This is a genomic window from Paraconexibacter algicola, from assembly GCF_003044185.1.
In the GTDB taxonomy this organism is placed as follows: domain Bacteria; phylum Actinomycetota; class Thermoleophilia; order Solirubrobacterales; family Solirubrobacteraceae; genus Paraconexibacter; species Paraconexibacter algicola.
The window spans coordinates 2,239,163-2,256,770 of record NZ_PYYB01000001.1; the positions used below are offsets into that span (position 1 = coordinate 2,239,163).

The 17,608-nt window shown below is 70.4% G+C and carries 14 protein-coding genes and 1 pseudogene; 5 read left to right on the forward strand and 10 right to left on the reverse strand.

The window, feature by feature from the left end:
* Window positions 1-12: 12 nt before the first annotated feature.
* Genes recD through recC form a run of 5 tightly spaced genes read right to left on the reverse strand, consistent with a single transcriptional unit; the run spans window position 13 to window position 9,169 of the window.
* Window positions 13-1,875: an exodeoxyribonuclease V subunit alpha gene (recD, locus tag C7Y72_RS10535; RefSeq protein ID WP_199223913.1), complete on the reverse strand. Its 1,863-nt coding sequence runs from the start codon at window positions 1,873-1,875 to the stop codon at window positions 13-15.
* On the reverse strand, window positions 1,872-5,210 hold the full coding sequence (locus C7Y72_RS10540; RefSeq protein ID WP_107568695.1) for a UvrD-helicase domain-containing protein: 3,339 nt from the start codon (window positions 5,208-5,210) through the stop codon (window positions 1,872-1,874). Before C7Y72_RS10540 ends, recD begins: the two co-directional genes overlap by 4 nt.
* 7 nt (window positions 5,211-5,217) lie before the next feature.
* The gene (locus tag C7Y72_RS10545) at window positions 5,218-5,649 is read right to left on the reverse strand and encodes a TA system VapC family ribonuclease toxin (protein ID WP_107568696.1); all 432 of its coding nucleotides are present in this window, start codon (window positions 5,647-5,649) and stop codon (window positions 5,218-5,220) included.
* On the reverse strand, window positions 5,646-5,882 hold the full coding sequence (locus C7Y72_RS10550; RefSeq protein ID WP_107568697.1) for an antitoxin: 237 nt from the start codon (window positions 5,880-5,882) through the stop codon (window positions 5,646-5,648). Before C7Y72_RS10550 ends, C7Y72_RS10545 begins: the two co-directional genes overlap by 4 nt.
* A gap of 23 nt (window positions 5,883-5,905) precedes the next feature.
* Window positions 5,906-9,169 (reverse strand): exodeoxyribonuclease V subunit gamma, encoded by a 3,264-nt coding sequence (gene recC, locus C7Y72_RS10555; RefSeq protein WP_107568698.1) that lies wholly within the window; start codon window positions 9,167-9,169, stop codon window positions 5,906-5,908.
* Window positions 9,170-9,267: 98 nt separating this feature from the next.
* On the opposite strand from recC, the pseudogene C7Y72_RS10560 reads away from it, so the two are divergent.
* A pseudogene (locus C7Y72_RS10560) lies at window positions 9,268-10,098 on the forward strand (transposase); the annotation flags it as partial.
* A 20-nt stretch (window positions 10,099-10,118) separates the two neighbouring features.
* On the opposite strand, the gene C7Y72_RS10565 reads toward C7Y72_RS10560, so the two are convergent.
* From C7Y72_RS10565 to C7Y72_RS10575, 3 genes are read right to left on the reverse strand one after another with little or no spacing between them, the layout of a single operon-like run.
* Window positions 10,119-10,406: a DUF7701 domain-containing protein gene (locus C7Y72_RS10565; RefSeq protein ID WP_107568700.1), complete on the reverse strand. Its 288-nt coding sequence runs from the start codon at window positions 10,404-10,406 to the stop codon at window positions 10,119-10,121.
* Window positions 10,403-10,921 (reverse strand): RipA family octameric membrane protein, encoded by a 519-nt coding sequence (locus C7Y72_RS10570; protein WP_199223914.1) that lies wholly within the window; start codon window positions 10,919-10,921, stop codon window positions 10,403-10,405. Before C7Y72_RS10570 ends, C7Y72_RS10565 begins: the two co-directional genes overlap by 4 nt.
* Window positions 10,922-10,937: 16 nt before the next feature.
* Complete coding sequence (locus tag C7Y72_RS10575; RefSeq protein ID WP_107568701.1) at window positions 10,938-11,351, reverse strand: TIR domain-containing protein; 414 nt, start codon at window positions 11,349-11,351, stop codon at window positions 10,938-10,940.
* Window positions 11,352-11,517: 166 nt separating this feature from the next.
* Between C7Y72_RS10575 and C7Y72_RS10580 the strand changes: the two genes are divergently transcribed.
* Window positions 11,518-12,012, forward strand: coding sequence for a hypothetical protein (locus C7Y72_RS10580; RefSeq protein ID WP_107568702.1), 495 nt, complete (start codon window positions 11,518-11,520; stop codon window positions 12,010-12,012).
* A 195-nt stretch (window positions 12,013-12,207) separates the two neighbouring features.
* Window positions 12,208-12,363 (forward strand): hypothetical protein, encoded by a 156-nt coding sequence (locus tag C7Y72_RS23245; protein ID WP_158276790.1) that lies wholly within the window; start codon window positions 12,208-12,210, stop codon window positions 12,361-12,363.
* 227 nt (window positions 12,364-12,590) lie between these two features.
* Here C7Y72_RS23245 and C7Y72_RS10590 read toward each other — a convergent pair whose 3' ends face one another.
* Window positions 12,591-13,577: a DNA cytosine methyltransferase gene (locus tag C7Y72_RS10590; RefSeq protein ID WP_107568704.1), complete on the reverse strand. Its 987-nt coding sequence runs from the start codon at window positions 13,575-13,577 to the stop codon at window positions 12,591-12,593.
* Between the two features lie 43 nt (window positions 13,578-13,620).
* On the reverse strand, window positions 13,621-14,286 hold the full coding sequence (locus C7Y72_RS10595; protein ID WP_107568705.1) for an HNH endonuclease: 666 nt from the start codon (window positions 14,284-14,286) through the stop codon (window positions 13,621-13,623).
* Between the two features lie 66 nt (window positions 14,287-14,352).
* On the opposite strand from C7Y72_RS10595, the gene C7Y72_RS10600 reads away from it, so the two are divergent.
* Complete coding sequence (locus tag C7Y72_RS10600) at window positions 14,353-15,783, forward strand: ParB N-terminal domain-containing protein (RefSeq protein ID WP_107568706.1); 1,431 nt, start codon at window positions 14,353-14,355, stop codon at window positions 15,781-15,783.
* A gap of 1 nt (window position 15,784) precedes the next feature.
* The gene (locus tag C7Y72_RS10605; RefSeq protein WP_199223915.1) at window positions 15,785-17,581 is read left to right on the forward strand and encodes a DEAD/DEAH box helicase; all 1,797 of its coding nucleotides are present in this window, start codon (window positions 15,785-15,787) and stop codon (window positions 17,579-17,581) included.
* Window positions 17,582-17,608: the final 27 nt, after the last annotated feature.

Consider the following 17,608-nt stretch of genomic DNA (forward strand, 5'->3'; position numbering starts at 1 on the left):
CCGCGGGTCCCGTCAGTCCCAGAGCCGCTCGCGCAGCGCGCTGGCGCGCGCGGCCGGGCGGCTCACCGCGCCGCGCACGGCCTCCTCGGTGCCGACGACGACGAGCTGCTGCGAGGCGCGCGTGACGCCGGTGTAGAGCAGCTCGCGCGTGAGGATCGGCGAGTCGGTGCCGGGGAGCAGCACGGCCGCGGTGTCGAACTGCGAGCCCTGCGCCTTGTGGATCGTCATCGCGTACACGGTGTCGATCGCGCTCAGGCGCGTCGGGCTGAACTCGAGCGCCTCGCCGCGGCGCTCGAACGCGGCGGTGACGCGGTCCTGTGCCCCGGCGATCACGACGCCGGTGTCCCCGTTGTAGAGCCGCAGCGAGTGGTCGTTCTCGGTGACGAGCAGCGGCCGGCCGACGTACCACTCCCCGGCGCGCGGGTCGAACCCGTCGAGCGCGTCGGTCAGCCAGCGCTCGATGGTCCACATCCACGGCGTCGCGCCGTACGGACCGCGGCGGTGCGCGGTCAGGACGCGGAAGGAGCCGAGGGCGGCCAGCGCCGCGCGCGGGTCGCCGGCGCGGGCGGCGTCGAGGACGGCGCGCCCGGCGGCGACGGCGGCGTCGCGCACGGGCGCGAGCAGCGGGTCCGGGTCCGGGCCGGCCTGCGCGTCGAGCGGGATCCAGCGGACGCTGGGGTCGGCGGGCTCGGCGAGCCGGGCGAGCACGGCGTCGGGGTCGCCGCTGCGGATCGCGGCGGCGAGGTCGGCGATCGCGCCGCCGAACCGGTGGGTGGTGTCGAGCACGACGACCGCGTCGCGCAGCGCCCCGTCGACCGGTGGTGCGCCGGGATCCTCGGCGGCGGGCCCGACGACGTCGCCCAGGACGGCGCCAGCCTCCACGGAGGTGAGCTGGTCGGGGTCGCCGACGAGGATCAGCCGGGCGTCGGGACGGACCGCCTCGACGAGTCGGCCCATGAGCGAGAGCGAGACCATCGAGGTCTCGTCGACGATCACGACGTCGTGCGGGAGCCGGTTGCCGCGGTGGTGGCGGAAGCGGCTGTGGCTGTCGGGCCGCCAGCCGAGCAGGCGGTGCAGCGTCGTCGCGCAGGTGGCGAGGAGCGCGTCGCGGGCCTCGGTGTCCAGGTCGGGGGCCTGCTCGTGCAGCGACTCCTCCAGCCGCGCGGCGGCCTTGCCGGTGGGCGCGGCGAGCGCGATCAGGGGCGGTCGCCCGTCGGCGGCCTGCTCGTGCAGGAGCGCGACGATCCGCGCGACCGTGGTGGTCTTGCCGGTCCCCGGGCCGCCCGCCACGACGGTGAAGCGCCGGTGCACGGCGGTGCGCGCGGCGCGCACCTGGGCGCTGTCGGCGGGCTCGTCGGGCCAGCGCAGCCGGTCGAGCCCGTCGTCCAGCAGCGCCGCGTTGACGAGCTCCGGCTCGCGGGCGGCGAAGCCGCGCAGGTCGGCGGCGATCCGCTGCTCCTCGCGCCAGTAGCGGTCGAGGTACAGGTGCGTGCCGACGAGCCGCAGGGGCAGTCGCTCGCCCGCGTCCTCCCCGACGGCGACGAGGGCCGGGCAGGCGCCGAGCGCGTCGAGCCACGCCGGCACGGCGGGCCACGGCAGCGCGGACAGGTCGACGGCCTCCTCGCCCTCGGTGGTCGCGCGCCGGGCGATGGTGGCGAGGTCGACGAAGACGTGCCCGAGTCGGGGGGCGCGGACGGCGAGCGCGACGGCGAGCAGCACGTCGGGGTCGTCGGCGGCCGCGAGCGCGGCGAGGCGGCGGGCGACGTGCACGTCGGCGGCGGCGAGCACGCCCGCCTCGTTGAACGCGCGCAGCGGCCCGTCGGGGGCGGCGTGCGCGACGCGGGCGTCGAAGGGGTCCTGCGCGAACGCGGTCACGACGAGGCCCCGCGATCGAGCACGTCGCTGAGCGCGACGACGAGGTCGCCGGGCGGATGCCAGGAGAAGACGCCGGCGCCGGGCTCCCCGGTCATGCCGCGCAGGAACAGGTAGTGGACGCCCGCGAGGTCGGTCGCCGGGTCGTGGTCGGGCACGCGCCAGCGCAGGTAGCGGTGCAGCGCGACGGTGTAGAGCAGGCCCTGCAGCGCGTAGTGCGACGCGTACATCTCCTCGCGCAGCGCGTCGGCGTCGAACGCGGCGAGCCGGTTGGTCTTGTAGTCGGCGATCCCGTAGCGGGGCCGCGGCCCGGGCAGCCGGAAGACGAGGTCGATCGAGCCGGTCAGGTACCCGCGCAGCGCGGCGCGCAGGTCCGGGTCGGCCAGCCGCTCCGCGTAGGCGCGCAGCGGGTCGTCGGCGGGGAGGTGCTCGCGCAGCACGCGGCCGATCGCCCCGGGGGTGAGGACGCCCGTGGGCGTGGCGCCGCCGACGAGCGGCATCTCGAACTCGAGCTCGTCGAGGCGGTCGTGGCGCGCGATCGCGGTGAGCGTGACGCCGTCGAACGGGGTGCGCAGGGCGGTGGCCAGCCCGTCGACGAACACGTCCGGCGGGCCGACGTCGACCGCGCGGCGCGCCTGCGCCTCGGCGAGCCGGGCGCGCAGCTCGTCGGGCAGCGGGTCGGCGGTGAAGTCGGTGCGCTCGAGCAGGTCGTGGACGAGCGTGCCGACGTGCACGCCACCGGGCATGTCGGCGAGCGGGACCGCGGGCACGGCGGGCAGGTCGAGGGTCTCGGCGGGCTCGTCGGTGAGCAGCGCGCCGTCGGCCTCGGGCTCGCTGGCTGCCGCGGCCGGGCCGCCGGCACCCGCGTCCCCGTGGGAGGTCGCGGCGGTGATGTTCGAGTAGGACGTGCGCCGCCAGGTGCGGTCGATGCCGCGCGCGAAGCGGGCGGCGGCGAGCTCCCCGTGCTCGACGGTCTCCGCGCCCCAGCGGGCGGGCGCACTGACCGTCGAGGTCTCGACCGACACGCAGCCGGGGCAGCCCGCCGCGAGGTCGGCGAGGCGTTGCAGCACGTCCTCGTCGGACGGCACGCCCTGCCCGGCGGGCGCGATCGCGCCGCCCGGGTCGCGCGAGAACAGCAGCCGCGAGAGCGGTGCGTCCTGGGAGGCCCACGAGCCCGCCCACCAGACGACCGCCTGGTGCTGGGCGCGGGTGAGCGCCACGTACGCGAGCCGCAGGTCCTCGCCGCGCGTCTCGCGCTCGTGCTGGCGGCGGTGCGCCGCGTAGGAGCTGCCGTCCAGGCCGACGTCGATCGTGCGCCGGTCCTGGTTGTCGGGGTCGTGGAAGAAGACCGGTTCGGCCTCGCGGCTGATCCACGAGGGCTCCCACAGGTCGGGGTAGAAGACGATCGGGAACTCGAGGCCCTTGGAGCGGTGGATCGTGAGGACCTGCACGGCGGCGGCGTCGGACTCCAGCCGCCGGGAGCGCTCCTCGTCGGCGTCGCGGGCGGCCTCGGCGATGCGCTTGCGCAGCCACGCGGTGAGCGCGGCGATGCCGAGGTGCTCGTCGGTGGAGGCCCGGTGCAGCAGCTGGCCGACGTGGCGCAGGTCGGTGAGCGCCCGTTCGCCGTCGGTGACGGCGAGCATCCGCTCGGGGAGCCGCTCCTGCGTGGTGATCGTCTCCACGAGCGACGCGACGCCGCGCTCGCGCAGCACGTGCGCCCACGCGTGCATGCGGCGGTGGACGGTCTCCCAGTCCTCGTCGGTGGCGGCGGCGATGCGGTCGGCGGGCCAGCCGAGGAAGACGGTGAGCGCGACCGCGCGGGCGCGGGGGCTGGAGGAGGGACGCTCGAGCGCCTCGAGCAGCCGCAGCCAGTCGCGGGAGGCGTCGGCGTCGAACACGCTCCCGGCCCCGGCGAGCACGGCGGGCACGCCGCGCGCGTCGAGCTGGGCGCGGATGGCGGCGGCGTCGCGGTTGCGGCGCACGAGCACGGCGAGGTCGCCGGGGCGCACGGTGCGCGTGCCGGTGGGGCTGCCGTCGGGCGCGCGGGTCTCGATCTCCGCGCCGCTCTCGAGCAGCGCGACGACCTGGCCGGCGACGTCGTGGGCGATGTGCGCGCGGGTGCCCGCGACGCTCGCGAAGCCCTTGGGGGTGAGCGGCACGACGCCGCTGCGGCGGTCGACGACGCGCAGCCGCAGCGCCTCCCCGACCGGGGCGCCGCGCAGCCGCGAGCCGCGGTTGGCCTCGACCGCCTCGACGTCGCGGTAGACGATGTCGGGGTGGCCGAGCTGGGAGCCCTGGAACAGCTGGTCGTAGGCGGAGATCAGCTGCTGGTCGGAGCGGTAGTTCGTGCCGAGCGTCTGCCGGTTCGTCGCGGTGCGCGCGGCGTTGAGGTACGCGTAGACGTCGGCGCCGCGGAACGCGTAGATCGCCTGCTTGGGGTCGCCGATGAGGACGAGGGTGCCGTCCTCGTGGTCGAACGCCCGGTGCATGATCGACCACTGCACGGGGTCGGTGTCCTGGAACTCGTCGACGAGCACGACCTTGTAGCGGTCGCGCAGCCGCTGGGCGACGGTCTCGCCGCTGTCGGGGTCGCGCAGCGTCGCGTCCAGGCGGGTGAGGAGGTCGTCGTAGGTCATGACCGAGCCCAGCCGCTTGCGGCGCTCGAGCTCCTGGCGGGCGGCCTGCGCGAGCCGCACGCGCATGGCGGCGTACGTGTCGGGTCGGGCGTTGCGGGGCTCGAGCGCGTCGGCGGGGTTGGCGATCGCCGCGGTGGTGATCGCGCGGGCCTCCTGCGGGCCGAGCGCGCGGTTGGGGTCCCAGTGGAAGCGGCGCACGTAGAGGTCGTCGACGACCTCGTCGATCAGGTCGCCGACGTCCTCGACGAACGTCGTGTCGGGCGCGACGTCCCCGGTGAAGCCGAGGCTGCCGAGGGCCTCGAGGCAGAACCCGTGCGTGGTGGTGATCGTCGCCGCGTCGAAGTCCGCGACCGCGGTGCGGAGCCGGTCGCGGGTCGTGGCGATCTGCTCCTTCGTCGCCCCGATGATCAGCAGCATCGCGATGTCGTCGTCCTGCGGCGGCTCGGTGCCGTGGGTGAGGTGCTCGTCGAGGATCCGCTCGGCGGAGACGAGCCGGTCGCGGACACGCTCGCGCAGCTCCCCGGTGGCCATGCGCGTGAACGTGACGATCAGCAGGTCCTCGAGCGGGTGCCCGGCGGCGACGTACCGGACGGCGAGCGCGGCGATCGTGAACGTCTTCCCGGTGCCGGCGCTGGCCTCGAGGATCGCGACGCCGCGCGGCAGCGGGCCGGTGAGGTTGAACGGGGTGGGCTCCTGGGTCACTGCGTCCTCAGATGACGACGAGGTGCTCGTCCGTCGCGTTGCGGACGGCTGAGAGCACGACCCCGTGATCGAAGGTCACGAACCGACCCTGGTGGTGTGTCGCGAGGGCGAGCAGGTAGGCATCCGTGACCTGTCGTGGTCCGTGGACCCGGGTCCGGTCGATGATCGTGTCGTCGAGGATGCTGACGTCGCACGGCCAACGGGCGTGATGACCGGCGGCGCAGGCTGCGGCCAGCACCTCGACGGCGACCGTCGGGGAGACCGGACTCGGGTACCGCGGCTGGCTGATGATGCGGACGAAGCCGTTCTCGGTGATGGCGCAGGACGCCCACCCGCTGGGACCGTTCTCCGCGAGCCACTCGTGCGCGCGGCGGTGGTCGATGTGATCGCTGTCCAGTAGCGCGAGCAGGACGTTGATGTCGAGGAGCGCGCGGCTCACTCGTCGTCGTCCTCGCGGAGGCGGTCGATCAGCGCGTTGGTGACGGGCGCGCCACGCGGTGGCAGGGGACGGAAGCCGAGCGTGGCGGGGCCGACGTCGGACGCGGGGACGCCGGACGTGAGGGACTGGCGTGCGAGCTCCGAGAGCACGCGGCCGGCGGTGGTGCCGTCGCGCCGGGCACGCTCCTTCGCGGCGAGGAGGACGTCGTCGTCGATGTCGAGTGTGGTGCGCATGCATCTGATGCTAGTGCATCACGTCAGCGGTCCTGGACCTGTTCGTGGTCGAGGAGGGGCGCCCAGAGCCGCTGTGCCCACGTCGGGAACTCGGGGCGGCGCTCGAGCAGCTCCGCGAAGCTCAGGACGCCGCCGAGGAGCAGCCGGTGCTCGGGCTCGGCGTCCTCCTTGGGGAACTTGAAGTCCGACTCCCACGCCTTACTCGCGGCGTGGTCGGCGTTGCGGCCCTGCGCGGCGGCCTCCGCGTGGGCGTGCGAGGTCGCGGTCGCCAGCGGCGGCGGCTCGCGTCGGCCGCGGTCGTAGAGGTCGACGAGGTCGTGGAGGTGCGTGCGCGCGTCGTCGTAGGCGAGCTCGGGGAGCCGCGCGATCGTCGCGTCCGCCCGTCGGACGCCGCTGCGCGCGCGGCCGATCACGATGGCGTCGAGGTGCCGGTCGGGGTGGGCGACCGTGAGGACGAGCAGGCGGACCCAGTTGGCGAGCCGGTGCTTGGGCCCGACGCGGGAGTAGAGGACGACCTGCAGCTGGTCGCCGTGCAGGTAGGGGACGGTGCCGCTGAGCACGCGGCCGTCGGCGAGCGTGATGCGGGCGTCGAGGCTCGTCGCGGGCGGGCGCGGGTCGCCGAGCTGCTCGCGCGCGGCGGCGTACACGGCGCCGACCTTGCGCTCGATCGGCCGCAGGATCGGGTCGGCGAGGTGCCCGGGCGGGAGCGCGCCGCGGGCGAGCTCGGCCGCGCGGGTCTCCTGCGCGCTGCGGCCCTGCAGGCGGGCGCGCAGCATGCGGTCCCCGATCGCCCACTGCTGCAGGCCGTCGAGGTCGACGGGCAGGGCGTCCTGCACCTCGTCGTCGTTCTCGGTCAGCCGCACGCCGAGCCGCTGCCGCAGGAACGCGCGGGCGGGGTGCTCGACGAAGCGGATGAGGTCGTCGAGCTCGACGATCGCGGAGGTCGGGGCGGGCAGGCGGTCGGTGAGGAACGGCGGGCGCTGCGTGCGCGGGCCGGTGAGCGCGCGGGCGCCCTGCAGCGTGGTGGTGTCGAAGCTCAGCGGGGTGGCGCCGTCCCGGGTCTGGAAGTTGCGCGGGTCGAACGGCTGCAACGGGTGCTCGACGACGGGCCGGGCGTCGGGCGCGGTGCGCGCGATGACGTCGAGCAGCTCGGCGACCGGGACGGCCGGGGGCTTCTGCGCGTTGGTGCGCTCGTCGTTGCCGGTGTAGGTGATGATCAGCCGGTCGCCGGCGGCGAGCAGGGCGTCGAGGAGCATCTGGCGGTCCTCGGAGCGGCCGTCGTGGTCGCCGGGCTGGTGGTCCTGGACGATGAGGTCGTCGCCGTCGCGGGGGGCCTTGCGGGGGAAGACGGTGTCGTCGAGGCCGAGCAGGCAGACGACCCGATGGGGGATCGACCGCATCGGCTGCAGCGTGCAGAACGTCAGCGCGCCGGTGCGGAAGTTCGCGCGCGTGGGGCGGCCGCGGAGGTGCTCGTCGAGCAGGTCGCGCAGCTCGGCGACGTGCAGCGGCGCGGTGCTGCCGGCGGCGTCGGCGGCGATGGTGGCGAGCAGCCGGTCGGCGGCGTCGCGCTGCCAGGCGTCCCTGGGCGTGGTGTCGGTGAGCAGGTCGGCGGCGTGCCGCAGGTGCTCCGTGTACGCGGTGAGCGTGTGCGGCTGCTGCAGCGTGGTGATGACGGAGTGCAGCCGGTCGACGAGCTCGGCGAAGCGCCCGGCGAGGTCGATGGCGCCGGACTCGACGTCGTCGAGCGGGAGCGTGTCGTGCACGAGCGGCTGCTCGTCTTCGGTCATCGTGACGCCGAGCAGCACGCGGTCGAGCCCGGTGCGCCACGTGTTGCTCTCGAGCTTCTGGAGCTTGAACGGCGCGCGGTGCGGGGCGTCGAGGCCCCAGCGCACGCCGGTCTGCTGCGTCCAGTCGGTCAGGCGGGTGAGGTCGTCGTCGGTGAAGCGGAACCGTCGTCTGACCGGCTCGCGGTCGGCGAGGTCGAGGACCTCCGTGGCCGTGAGCCGGCGGTCGACGAGCTCGAGCAGGCGGCCGAGCGTGCCGAGGACGGGGTTGGTCTGTCTGAGTGCGCGGTCGGCGAGGCGGACCTGGAGCCGCGTGGGGTCGTTCTCGGTCTCCGGGTCACCGCTGCTGCCTCCTCCGAACGTGGCGTGGATCAGCGGCGCGAACGCCTCGATGTCCGGGCACATGACGATGACGTCGCGGGGCTCGAGCGTTGGGTCCTGTGCGAGCGCGTGGAGGATCCGGTCCTTCAGGACCTCGACCTGGCGGGCGCGGCCGTGGCAGCTGTGGACCCGGACGCTCGTGTCCTCGTCCGTGGCCGTGTGCGCTTGCGGGGTCGGCGTGGGCGCGCGGTCGTGGCGCACGTCGTGCTGCAGCTGCTGCAGGAGCGTCCGGGGCGGCGGGTGCTCCTCGTGCGTGGGGTGGTCCTCGATCTCGTCGCCGAGGACGGTCTGCAGCTCGCGCGCGTCGCGGCCCCAGGAGGCGAGCAGGCGGTTCGTCGGGATCGTGTCGCCGCCCGCCTGCCACAGCGCGGGGGAGGGGTGCAGGAGGAACAGGTGCACCTCGCGCGTGCGCGCGAGCGCCCGGAGGATCTGCAGGTGCGCCTGCGGCAGTCGGGTGAGGCCGAAGAGGCTCAGGCGGTGCGGGAGGGTCGAGTTGGCCCCGTGCTCGATCCTCTCCGCGGCGGTTCGCAGCCGGGTGGCGGGATCGGGCGCGTCGATGCGCGCGGCGAGGCGACGCCACAGCTCGGCCTGCCAGGCCAGGTGCGGGGCGAGCTGCCCGCCCCGGCCGTCGACGTCCTCGCCGTCGGCCCAGCGCCCGAGCATCGGCGGACGGTGCAGGGCGTAGCGGTCGAACAGCTGCGCGAGGTGCCGCACGGCGACGAGCCGGCGCGGCTGCTCCTCCTCGACCCCGCTGTCCTTCAGGTGGTCGGCCAGCGTGCGCAGCCACGGCTCGTGGAGGTGCTCGTCGACCAGCTGCAGCAGCGGCCAGACCGTCCGCTCCCTGCGCCACGGATCGTCGTCCGGGTCGATGCCCGTGGCCGCGCCGATCGCCTGCGTGACCAGCTCCCGCGGGGAGGGGAAGTCGATGTTGGCGACGATCCCATCTTGCGTCGTCGCCCCGAGGTGTGCGCTGAGCGTCTGCGTCAACCACCGCTCGACCCCGCGGGTCGGGACCGAGACCAGCTCCGGCGCGAACGGGTCCCCGGGCGGGGCGTCGGCGAGCAGGGTGCCCAGGGTGGCGACCAGCGCGTCGGCGTGCGTGGCGTGGTGGGCGTGGAGCACTGGGGCGTAGTCGTATCAGGGGGCCGTCGTCTGACGGGTTAGCGTGCCGAGGGGCGTGGCGCGCCGGATGGGGGCCGGGCGCTGGTGAAGAGCTCGGACTGCCGCCCGCTGTGCAGGAGGCGCTCGGAGAGCTGGTGAATGCGGCGAAGGACGGCCTGTTGGCCGTGTGCGTCGCGACCGGCCTGGGGGTGTTGAACACGTTGATGGAAGAGGAGGTCGCCGCGGTCGTCGGACCGAAGCACGCGCGCGTCCCCGACCGCACCGCCGTGCGCCATGGTCGGGAGGCCGGCGAGGTGACGCTCGGAGGCCGCCGGGTCGGTGTGGATCGGCCGCGGCTTCGGACCGCTGACGTGCCGTTGAAGACCTACGCGCATTTCGCCGACCGTGACCCGTTGACCCGGGTGTTGCTGGAGCAGATGCTGTCCGGGGTCTCGACCAGGACGTTTGTCAGGACGCGTGAGCCGGTCGGCCAGGACGTGCTCGCCGCCGAGCGCTCGACGAGCAAGAGCGCGGTGAGCCGCGAGTTCGTCGGGCGCACGAGCGAGCATCTCAAGGCGCTCATGAGCCGATCGCTGGCGGACGTTCGGTTGGCGGCGTTGATGCTCGACGGGAACGAGCTGAAGGGCCGTTGCTGCGTCGTCGCGCTCGGGGTCACGACCGATGGGATCAAGGTCCCGCCGGGGTCGTGGGACGGCTCGACGGAGAACAAGACGATCACCGTCGCGCTCCTGGCCGACCTCGTCGACCGGGGCCTGGACGTCGAACAAGGCGTCCTCGTGGTCCTCGATGGCGGCAAGGCGCTGCGGGCCGCGGTCGCCGAGGTGTTCGGTCCCGTTCCGGTCCAGCGGTGCATCCGCCACAAGGGACGCAACGTCCTCGATCACCTCCCCGAAGGCGACCGGCCGGCGGTCAAGCGCCGTGTGGCCAGGTAAGCAGCTTGGACGCAGCGTTAGTTCACCTCGCGCCACGCCGCACGTATCGCCGCGACGAACGGCTCATCGCTCTCGCGTGCTGATGCGTCCAACTCTGAGAACGGGCGCAAGGCCGGGTGGTCTCCTTGGTTCTCCTGCATCCAAACGGACCATGCGTTGTGGACGTCCTCGTCGGTTACCTGCTCGCCTTTGGCAAGCAGGAGCACGGCGTAGATGCGGAAAAGGAGCCCGGTGTCTCCATCTGGCATGACCTCCGAGGGCACCCGGTTTTCGATCTCGGTTGCGATTCGATCGATATACGTCACACGCCTGCCTGCCTAAGTAGTTCGATGATGTAGATGAGCGCGAACACAACGGGAACGATGCGCTCGACCTCGCCGAGCTCACGGTATTTGGTCGCCCAGGCAGAGATCCTCGCACGTCGCCCGACCTCGCCTTGGGCGACCACTTCGCCCTTGTAAAGGCGGTACTCCTCCGAGAACAACTGTCGTGAAAAATCGACTTCCATCGCCGTAATTACGGCAAACTTCGCGGTGTTCAGTTTTCGGTAGCTGCTCAGTAGTAGCCCCCACGCGAGCGAGAACACGATCCCCGCCGCCGCGACGTACCAACGCAACGTCGTTCCACCGACCAATGCGACCAGCCCAGTGTTGATAGTCAGAAAGAAGCTGTTGGCGACAGCGCGTCGAGCCGACACTCGATCAGCCATCTCAACTGCGAGCTTGTAGAGCTCGAGCCTGTGCTCCGGCATGGCGTCCGAGGCCGCCTCTGCGGCGGCGAGGTCCGGGTCTTGGGAGGAATCGTCGTCGCGCGTAGTCATGTGACCCCTAGCGGCGTTACGCGTTCTTCCCCTCGCCCATCATCTGGTCGACTGCGGCCGCGATGAGCTTCCAGTTCCAGGCCATCGTGCGGTTGCGCTGCAGGCCCGCCGGCAAGATGCTCGTAGTGCCCGCGCCGTCGACGTACACGCCGAACACTGGCACGTCAGCTTCATGCGCCATCGCGACTTCCTTTGCGACGCCTCCCGCGGTCTTGAGGTTTCGGCCGACCAGCACGATGCACATGTTCGTGGCTGCAATCTTCTTGGCGATGGTCGCTTCCCAGGTCGCCTGCGGGAGCGAGCTCTTCGAGGACCAGTCTTGAACGGTGAACGGTGTTGGGGAATCGCTTTTCGCCTGCCCAGCGAACAGCGTCTTTGACGTCTGGTCGTTGTCGAAGTCGAAGCTGACGAAAGCGCGGGGATCGGGCATCTTGTTCTCCAGTGGTGGCGTTGCTTCAGACGGTACGCCTGCCGCCGGTCGGGATCGATTCGGCTGATAGTGGTGACCGTCCCACACAGGCGGCTATGCTCGCGGCTCCAGCGGTCGCGTCGGGAGTCCTCGGACCGTTCTCACGTCTCGTATCGAAGCGATAATCATGGCCGCCAGCAAGAACGTCTTCGTCAGCAAGCCCAACGCGCTCAATGGGAACCAGCGGGCGTTCTGGGACAAGCTCGCTCACGTGTTGGACCAACGGAGCTTGATACCGCGGACACTGGGAGAAACGGACTACCCGAACGCGGCCCCTATCGAGGCCGTTCGGCGTTTGCTCAGCGAGTGCGAAGGTGCTCTCGTCCTCGGACTCGCGCAACTAGATGTCGGACAGGGGGTCCGCAAGGCTGGGTCGGATGCCGAAGCCGATGCGTCTGGTTCGCGGTGGCCGACCGCCTGGAACCACATCGAGGCAGCAATGGCTTACGTGATGGAAAAGCCTTTGCTGATTGTGCACGAACCAGGTGTCGAAGGCGGCATCTTCGACGTTGGGAACACTGACCGGTACATACACAAGGCGGAGCTCACGGTCGAGTGGCTTGATAGCCCTCGGTTCCTCCAACCACTGAACGAGTGGTTCCTAGAGTTGCACGCAACCTGAGCGTGTCGTTGGTCGGGACAGCTCGCCGGTGGACCGCGGTACGCGGATGCTGCGCCGAATACGCTGACGGCATGACCAGGCCATTCGACGCCTACCGCGACGCATATGGGGCGCAGCCGCAGCCGCTGCAGGAGCGTGTCGAGGCGGCAGCAATCGCCAAGCATGGCCAAGCATGGTGAGAAGTTCGGTCCGCCGATGGCCAAGGCGCTGACCGAACGCGCCGTCGGGCGTGGCGGCTGGACCGAAGGCGAGGTGGAGGCTCTCGAGGCCGACGGGGCGGCTGCCGTGGAGGAACGAGAACGGGATCGGTACGAGCAGCAGGAGCTTTTCCAGCGGGGCCGACGCAGTTAGCGCACCGCCAGAGCGTCGGCGAACTGGTCGCGCTTGCCTCCTGCCCAGGCGTTGATCAGCGCTGCGCCGTGAGGAGTTAGGTCTGGAGTTCCGATTCGTGAAGCCGAACTGGATCGGGAGCAGAGCCGAGCCCCGAATCAGCCGCCTTGACCGTGCCGCATTCTTGGGACCACCAAGACCAGGAAGTCGTGACGTCGGCAGTTATCGCCGACCGACGCGAGCGGCAGTCATGCCGCCACCGCTAGTCGCGAGGCTGCCAGCGCCTGGGCCACCGATTCTCCGACTGCCCTTGCGACCGGGGGAGGGAACGCGTTTCCGATCTGCCGGTACTGGGCGGTCTTCCTGCCCGCGAAATCCCAGTCGTCGGGGAATCCCTGAAGACGAGCTGTCATGCGAACGGTGAGTCGCGGCTGGTGATCAGCCGGAGCCGCCGGCCCAGGAGCGGCGTCTGCAATACCCATCCCGCTGCAGCCGAGCGTCGTCCACTCACGCTTGGCGCGAGTGGGACCTAGGTCTGGACCTCCGTGTTTCTTAGAGCCGCCGACGAGAGTCGGTGCGATGCGGTCGGCGCGAGAGGCCCAGTCGTCGGCATGGGGCCAGCCATCTGCTCCCATGAGGTCTTTAAGTGCGTCGCCGACCGTAGGTGCGGGCTGGGGGCTCGGTTTGGGCCACGTCCAGTCCGCTCGGAGATCGTCACGTAGGGCCACCAGAACCGCCCGTGGTCGAAGCTGCGGAACTCCGTAGTCGGAGGCCTGCAACAGCGCCCATTCCGCGTTGCTGTAGCCGATCGCCTCGAGGCGCTCCAGAATGGCGCCACGGTAGGGCTCAAACTTTCTTCCCATAAGACCACGGACGTTCTCGATCATCACGGCGCCGGGCTGGAGACCCTCTGCGAGGTCGAGAATGGCTGGGAAAAGGTCTCGTTCGTCGTCGGCGCCGAGTTGCTTGCCGGCCATCGAGAACGGCGGGCATGGGACGCCGCCCGCGAGCAAGTCGCAGCCGGCATGTTCGTCGAGGCAACCCTCGGCAACGACGGCCCGGAGATCACGCTCAATGACAGTCCACTTCGGCCTGTTCAGACGGAGCGTCGCGCAGGCATGCGCGTCGATCTCGACACAGGCAAGGTGCTCGAATCCCGCCTGCGCGAGGCCCAGAGCCTGCCCGCCGGCCCCAGCGCATACCTCGACGCTTGTAAGCGGTGTCGGCGTGGACATGCGGGGCAGGCTACGCGACGAACCGGCGGGAACCGCGCCGACGCTAGTCGGCCTGAAGCATGGCTCGTATCTCATTGCGCTCGGCGTCGGACGCACGGCGATACAGCGCCCAGGCTCGCTCGAGGGCAGACGACCCGCGCTCCTCGACGCCGACCCATACACGTAGCGTTGCGCGGTCTTCAGCCGACAGCGCACGGACCTCGTCGACGGCCGAGGCCGCGATCGTGCCATTCCGCAGGCTGCCGAGACACCGGTCGCACAGGCATTCGAGCCCAGCACTGCCGCCCGGACGTGAAACGCGTGCGGCGCCCAGCTTTGCACGCCTGAGCGGATCTTCCGGGTAGGAGTCGCCCGCCGTGATTCCGCAGAACCGGCACAGGTAGTCCGCGGCCGCGAGGACCGCCTGACGTTCCTTGGCCGTGGGCACTTTGGGCGCGCGCGACTCGTAGCCAGGCTCCCAAACCGCGCCGCCCATCGCCTGAAGTCGCAACTGCTCAGGCGCGAGGGTGACGTCTTCGCGGTTTGTCGCGATCACCCAGCCTTCAGCCCGGAGGTCGCGCATACGACGATCGACTTGTTCAACGCCCTCGAACGCCGCTCGGAGGTCGGCTTTAGTGAAGACGCCTCCGACGCCCACCTCGGACGCCAGCCACAGCGCGACGCGAGTTCGCGTGCCCGCGTCAGATGCGCGCCAATCCGGGAGACTCATGGTCGTATCCTCTCCGATCGGAGAGGATGGAATGAGACGACGTTTTGCCGAGCCTGGAGGAGGCCGATGACCGCCGTGCGCCCGCCGAACCACAACGAAGTCCGCGCCCTCATCGAAGAACGCCTCAGCGCGTTCGAGCAGGGTACGGGTGAAACCGTGAGCATCGACTGGCGCGACGACGAAAAGCGAACGCTGAGCGTGATCAAGCTCCCGGTCAACGCGCTCTATTTTAATCCGGACACGCACCGCATCCGTGCTCAGCGAACGCTCGATCCAGAGAAGGATCGTCAGCTGAGTGAAGACAAGTACAGCGCCGAAGCGCAGGCGTACCTGCGGGATCTTCTGCGCGGTGACCCGTCCGATCCGAGCAAGGTCGACCCGGCGTTCGAGAAGCTCAAGGACGACCTCCGCGAGCACGGGCAAAACGACCCCGGGATCGTGACGCGCGATGGCGTGCTGATCAACGGCAACACGCGGTGCGCCGCCCTTCGGGAGCTCGGCGTGGATCACATCCGCGTCGGCGTGCTGCCGACGGACACGAACCTCGATGACATCAACGCTGTCGAGCTGACGCTGCAGTTGCGGAAGGACCATCGCCGCGACTACTCATTCATGAATCTGCTGCTGGCCATCGACGAACGCGTCAAGGCCGGGTGGACGACGAAGCGCATCCAGCGCGAGTTCCGGTTCACGGCAAAAACCGTGGACAGGAATCGGTGGATCCTGAGTCAGGTACGCGAACTCATCGAACGAAGCACGGTTACTCACGCCGATGGCAGCACGACGGCGCTTCGCCTCGTCGATTTCGAGACCGATCAGGGGAAGCTCGAGGAGCTGCATCGCGCCTACACCGTTCTTAAGGCGGCGTCACCTGATCAGGCCGAGCAGCTTCGAGAGCAGCGCCTCCTCGCAATCGCGATGGATCACTCGAAGACCGACGTGCGGTTCATCGAACCGGACTTCATCGAGCGGCACGGCGCTGAGCTCAAGACGCTCGTCCCGAGCGGTGAAGTACCCGCGCCGCAGCCCGCTGCCATCCCGGGAACATCGATCGTGCCCGAGGCGCCGTCCAAAGAAGCATGGGACCTCGAGCGCTTGACGACGGAGGTCCTGCGGGCGAAGGCGATCCACCGATCGACGGCGACGACGGACCACGACGCGCGCGAGCGCGCGAACGAGACGATCACGCGCACGAGGGCCGCCCTGAAGTCCGCGCTTGACAAGGCGGGCAAGACCGCGCTGCTTGAGAAAAAGAAGCGCGGCCCGCTGGAGCGGCTCAGCGATGCAAACGATGATGTCTTGGCGGCTCGCGACGACATTGTCGCCGCGAAGGCGACGGGTAATTTCGAGCCGGACGAACTCGACGACGTTCTCCTCAGCCTTCGTGCGGGCCTTCGAAAGCTCGCGGAGGCCGCGCGAACCGATCCCGCGAGTCCGGCCACCGGCGTGAGGTGGTTGATGCGGGTGGCTGCCTTGAGCACCGAAGAAGCGGACTGACTTGCTCAACCTGCAGTTCGCCACAGAGGCCGGATTCGTCGAGATGAGCAGCGACGAAGCGCACGCTTCGTCGCTGCAGCACCTGAGCATGCGCTTCGGGACCGCGCGCATGCTCGGACAGCGATCAACCGTCATCGCTATTGACGACTTCCTGCTCAACCTGCCGGAAATCGCGTCGTGGCCCGCCGAGGATCACTCCAACGTCATCTGGCAGCCCGAGCTGCTTGATCTCGTCCAGAGCAGCGACTCCGACGCGCGGGTCATGAATTCCCGACTCACGCAAGACCAGGAGACTGGCCAGCACTTCGAGCTAGGTGACGAGTGGACCGCCCCGCTGACCGACTTTCAGCGGCGGGACGTAGGAGCGCTGATTGGGCTTACGCACGGAGCCAACTTCAGCGTCCCGGGCGCCGGCAAGACACGGGCGGCGCTCGCGGTATTCCAGGAGCGGCGCCTGCGGGGGGCGGTCGAACGCTGCCTCGTCGTGTGCCCCAAGCCGGTATTCGAGAGCTGGGAGGACGAGATCGCACAGTGCTTCGCGCGCGACAGCATCACCGTGACCTCAATGACTGACAGCGTCGTCCCGCCGACGGACGTCGTTCTCATCAACTACGAGCGCCTTCCCGACGCAGTCTCCCCGCTGACGCACTGGTTGCGTCGCAATCCGGCGATGCTGATTCTTGACGAGGCGCACAGGACCAAGCGAGGGCCCGGCGGCGCATGGGGATCAGCGAGTCTTGCTCTCGGACCCTACGCTCGATCACGCCTGATCCTCTCGGGAACACCAGCGCCGAACGGAGCCCGAGACCTTGAGAACCTCATGGGTTTCGTCTGGCCGGGTCGCGGCAGGAGGGCCGTTTCGCAAGCCCTCGCTGGGCGGGACCTGAAAGCGGCAAGTCAGCTCCTCCGTCCGCTGTTCGTTCGCACGACCAAGGCTGAGCTGGGGCTCCCTCCCGTGAACAGGGTCGTGCGGCAGATCGACCTCCCGCCGCTGCACCGGGAGATCTACCGCGCGCTTGTCGGCCAGGCCAGTTCATCCTTGACGGGAACGGAGGATGCTGACGCTCTTGGCCGCGTGCTGCTGTATCTCCTCATGGCTGCGACGACACCGGCGCTCCTCGCCGTGGGCTCGTCCAAGTACGAGCCGCTGCCGTACCGCGTGCCACCGCTCGAGATTCCCGAGCACACCGATCTTGCTACCGCGATGCGCGATCTACCGCTGTACGAGATTTCGCCGAAGTACCGCGAGGTCGCCAGTATCGTCGCGGCCAACGCAGCCCGCGGGCGCAAGACCCTGGTCTGGTCGACGTTCGTGCGCAACCTGACCTCACTCCAGACATTCCTGGGTCGCTTTCAGCCGGCGATGGTGCATGGTGGCACCGAGGACCGTGCCGCTGAACTCGACCGGTTCCGGCACGACGGCAACTGCATGGTGCTTCTGTCGAATCCGGCCACGCTTGGTGAAGGCGTGAGCCTCCATCAGGTCTGCAACGACGCCGTGTACATCGACCGCGACTTTGCGGCAGGCCGCTTCCTACAGAGCGTTGATCGAATCCATCGTCTCGGTCTCCCGCCCGAGACCGAGACGAACGTCACTTTCTTGATCGCGACGGACACGATCGACGAACTCGTACGAGTGCGCCTCGAGCGCAAACTCGACTTCATGGGAAGCGTGCTCGACGATCCCGCAGTCTTGACGCTCACCGACTTCGACGAAGAGCCCAGCGCATCTGCGGGAATGAACGACGCCGATGTCGCGGCGCTGATCGGACACTTGCGTTCAAGTGCTCCCGCCTAGCGATGTCCTGCGGGCCGCGACCCGGTG

Coding starts and splice junctions, on each gene's coding strand:
- C7Y72_RS10550 (WP_107568697.1), bottom strand. CDS start 5,882: ATGCGCACCACACTCGACATCGACGACGACGTCCTCCTCGCCGCGAAG.
- C7Y72_RS10570 (WP_199223914.1), bottom strand. CDS start 10,921: ATGACTACGCGCGACGACGATTCCTCCCAAGACCCGGACCTCGCCGCC.
- C7Y72_RS10575 (WP_107568701.1), bottom strand. CDS start 11,351: ATGCCCGATCCCCGCGCTTTCGTCAGCTTCGACTTCGACAACGACCAG.
- C7Y72_RS10580 (WP_107568702.1), top strand. CDS start 11,518: ATGGCCGCCAGCAAGAACGTCTTCGTCAGCAAGCCCAACGCGCTCAAT.
- C7Y72_RS23245 (WP_158276790.1), top strand. CDS start 12,208: ATGGCCAAGGCGCTGACCGAACGCGCCGTCGGGCGTGGCGGCTGGACC.
- C7Y72_RS10590 (WP_107568704.1), bottom strand. CDS start 13,577: ATGTCCACGCCGACACCGCTTACAAGCGTCGAGGTATGCGCTGGGGCC.
- C7Y72_RS10595 (WP_107568705.1), bottom strand. CDS start 14,286: ATGAGTCTCCCGGATTGGCGCGCATCTGACGCGGGCACGCGAACTCGC.
- C7Y72_RS10600 (WP_107568706.1), top strand. CDS start 14,353: ATGACCGCCGTGCGCCCGCCGAACCACAACGAAGTCCGCGCCCTCATC.